The sequence below is a fragment of the Martelella sp. genome (assembly GCF_984369615.1).
The window spans coordinates 1-3,488 of record NZ_CFHTCS010000417.1; the positions used below are offsets into that span (position 1 = coordinate 1).

Annotated in this window: 3 protein-coding genes; all 3 read left to right on the forward strand. The window is 61.0% G+C overall.

Annotated elements, in window-relative coordinates; all coding sequences use genetic code 11:
- Positions 1 to 497: substrate-binding domain-containing protein (locus tag AC5DC2_RS21430; protein ID WP_491699951.1), on the forward strand; the 497-nt coding region annotated here is incomplete at its 5' end.
- A gap of 79 nt (positions 498 to 576) precedes the next feature.
- On the forward strand, positions 577 to 2,097 hold the full coding sequence (gene mmsA, locus AC5DC2_RS21435; RefSeq protein ID WP_024708207.1) for a multiple monosaccharide ABC transporter ATP-binding protein: 1,521 nt from the start codon (positions 577 to 579) through the stop codon (positions 2,095 to 2,097).
- Between the two features lie 12 nt (positions 2,098 to 2,109).
- Positions 2,110 to 3,303: a multiple monosaccharide ABC transporter permease gene (gene mmsB / locus AC5DC2_RS21440; protein ID WP_200334378.1), complete on the forward strand. Its 1,194-nt coding sequence runs from the start codon at positions 2,110 to 2,112 to the stop codon at positions 3,301 to 3,303.
- Positions 3,304 to 3,488 lie beyond the last annotated feature (185 nt).

Consider the following 3,488-nt stretch of genomic DNA (forward strand, 5'->3'; position numbering starts at 1 on the left):
TCCCGTCGGGCCAGATGGGCATGGACAAGATCGGCACGCTGAACTGGTCGAATGCGGCCGCTCAGGCGCGCATGGACAACCTGCTTTCGGCCTATTACACGCAGCAGCCGCTGCACGGCGTCTATGCCTCCAATGATGACCTCGCCATGGGCGCGATCTCCTCGCTGAAGAGCCTCGGCTACGGCTCCGGCGACCTCAAGATGCCGATCATCACCGGCCAGGATTCGAACCTGCCGAACGTGAAGGCGATCATCGAAGGCCTGCAGTATTCCTCGATCTTCAAGGATACCCGCAAGCTTGCCGAAGTCACCGTCGGCATGGTCGAGGCGATTTCCGAGGGCAAGCAGCCGGAAATCAACGACACCTCGACCTACAACAATGGCGACAAGGTCGTGCCGTCCTATCTGCTGGAGCCGGTCGCCGTGACCAAGGACAACTGGAAGCAGATCCTGGTCGACGACAGCGGCTACTACACGATGAAGCAGATCGAAGAGTAACCCCGAGAGCTTCGCGTGGGGCCTGCCGCCGGCCGTTCCGGTCGGCGGCGGCGCCGGGCGCCAGCCGGGTGAGGGTGTCATGACAACATTGCTCGAAATGAAAAAAATCACAAAGACCTTTCCGGGCGTGAAAGCGTTGAGTGATGTCGATCTCGCTGTCGAAGAAGGCGAAATCCACGCGCTTGTGGGCGAAAACGGCGCTGGCAAGTCGACGCTGATGAAGGTTCTTTCAGGCGTCTATCCGCATGGCAGCTATGAGGGCGAGATTTATTATGCCGGCGAACTGGCGACGTTCGGCGGTATCTCGGACAGCGAAAAGAAGGGCATTATCATTATCCATCAGGAACTTGCCCTGGTTCCGCAACTGTCGATCGCCGAAAATATCTTTCTCGGCAACGAAGTCGCCAAGTCCGGCGTGATCAGCTGGCCGGATACCTATCAGAAGACCGAAAAACTGTTGCGCAAGGTGGGGCTGAAGGATCCGCCCGCAACCCTCGTCGAAAAGATCGGCGTCGGCAAGCAGCAGCTTGTCGAGATCGCCAAGGCGCTGTCGAAGGACGTGCGGCTTTTGATCCTCGACGAGCCGACCGCGGCCCTTTCGGAAAGCGACAGCGCCAAGCTCCTGAGCCTGCTTCTGGAACTCAAGCAGCAGGGCATCACCTCGATCCTGATTTCCCACAAGCTGAACGAGGTCGAACAGGTCGCCGACAGCATCACCGTCATTCGCGACGGCGCTTCGGTCGCCGATATCGATTGCCACAAGGAAGAGGTCAGCGAGGCGAAGATCATCCAGGCCATGGTCGGCCGGGCGATGGAAAACCGCTACCCCGACCGCGAGCGTAACATCGGCGAGGAGCTGATGGCGGTGAAGGACTGGAGCGTCTGGCATCCCGAGCAGACCGACCGCAAGGTGATCAAGAACGTCAAGTTCAATGTGCGCGCCGGCGAGATCGTCGGCATTGCGGGGCTGATGGGCTCCGGGCGCACCGAGCTTGCCATGAGCATTTTCGGCCACAGCTACGGCCGCAACATTTCCGGCGAGGTCTGGCTCGGCGGGCAGAAGGTCGATGTCTCGACCGTGCCGAAGGCGATCTTCGCCGGCCTTGCCTATGTGACCGAGGACCGCAAGGCGCTCGGGCTCGTGCTTGACGAGCCGATCACCAAGAACGTCACGCTGGCAAACCTTCCGGGCGTTTCGAAATACGGCGTGCTGAACACGGCGGAAGAGACCAAGACGTCGGAATACTATCGCAAGGCGATGAATATCCGCACGCCGACGGTGGCCCAGCGCGTGGTCAATCTTTCGGGCGGCAACCAGCAGAAGGTCGTTCTGTCCAAATGGCTGTTCACCCAGCCGGACGTGCTCATCCTCGATGAGCCGACCCGCGGCATCGATGTCGGCGCGAAGTTCGAGATCTACAGCCTGATGAACCAGCTTGCGGCCGAAGGCCGCGGCGTGGTGATGATCTCGTCGGAAATGCCGGAACTGCTCGGCATGTGCGACCGCATTTACGTTATGAACGAGGGGGCATTGGTGGGAGAGCTGGACGCCGCAGAGGCGAGCCAGGAACGCATCATGTCCTTCATTGTCAGAAAATAGAAAGAGATGACGATGAATACTCCTGAGGAAAATGCAGGCCAGAGCAAACCCTCGATTCGCTCCTACCTGACGCTGAGAATGCGCGACTACGGCATCTTGCTTGCGCTGATTGTCATTATCGCCTTCTTCCAGATCGTGACCGACGGCGTTCTGATGCGCCCGGTCAACATCACCAACCTGTTCCTGCAGAACTCCTATGTCATCATCATGGCGCTTGGCATGCTGATGATCATCGTGGCAGGGCATATCGACCTGTCCGTCGGCTCCATCGTCGGTTTCATCGGCGCGCTTGCCGCCGTGCTGATCGTGCAATGGAACGTGCCGGTCATCGTCACGATCTTCGCCTGCATCTTCGCCGGCATGCTGATCGGCGCGTGGCAGGGTTACTGGGTCGCCTACTGGAAGATCCCGTCCTTCATCGTCACGCTGGCGGGCATGCTGATCTTCCGCGGCCTGTCGCTGTGGCTCCTGAACGGCCAGTCCGTCGGTCCCTTCCCGAGCTCGTTCCAGCTTCTGTCCACGGGCTTCGTGCCGGACATTTTCGGGGTCGGAAAGCCGAACATGACGGCGCTTGCCGCCGGCATCATCGCCGCCGCCGCGATCGTCTATCTCGCCTGGCGGGCCCGTTCGCGCAATGTTGCCTACGGCATCGAGGATGAACCCTATTCCTTCTTCCTCGGCCGCAACATCATCGTCGCGGCGGTCCTGGTCTTCGTCTCGTGGAAGCTCGCTTCCTTCCGCGGCCTGCCGAACGTTCTGGTCTCCATGGCGATCCTGACGGTGATCTACACCTTCATCACCGAAAGCACGACCTTCGGCCGCCGCGTCTATGCGATCGGCGGCAATGAGAAGGCGGCAGCCCTTTCCGGCATCAACACGAGACGTTTGAACTTCATCGTCTTCGTCAACATGGGCATGCTCGCAGCCCTTGCCGGTCTCGTCTTCGCGGCCCGCCTCAACATCGCGACCCCGAAGGCCGGCAACGGCTTCGAGCTCGATGTCATCGCGGCCGTCTTCATCGGCGGTGCGTCGATGTCCGGCGGCGTCGGCAAGATCGTCGGCGCGGTTGTCGGCGCCTTCATCATGGGCATCATGAACAACGGCATGTCGATCATGGGCATCGGCATCGATTACCAGCAGGTGATCAAGGGCCTCGTCCTGCTCGCCGCCGTCGTCTTCGACGTCTACAACAAGAACAAGGCCTGACGGCGAAAGCCACGGGACGAAAATCAAAGGGGGCAGGGCGGTTTCCGCTCTGCCCCTCTTTTTTTGCGTTCTGCGCGGCCCGTCAGCCGCGCCTGCGGCAGGACGAGCGCACGATCAGCCGCGACGGCAGGCGCAGGAGCCGCGGAGGCGTGGCCCGGGCGGGCGTGTCCTCGGCCTCCAGCCGC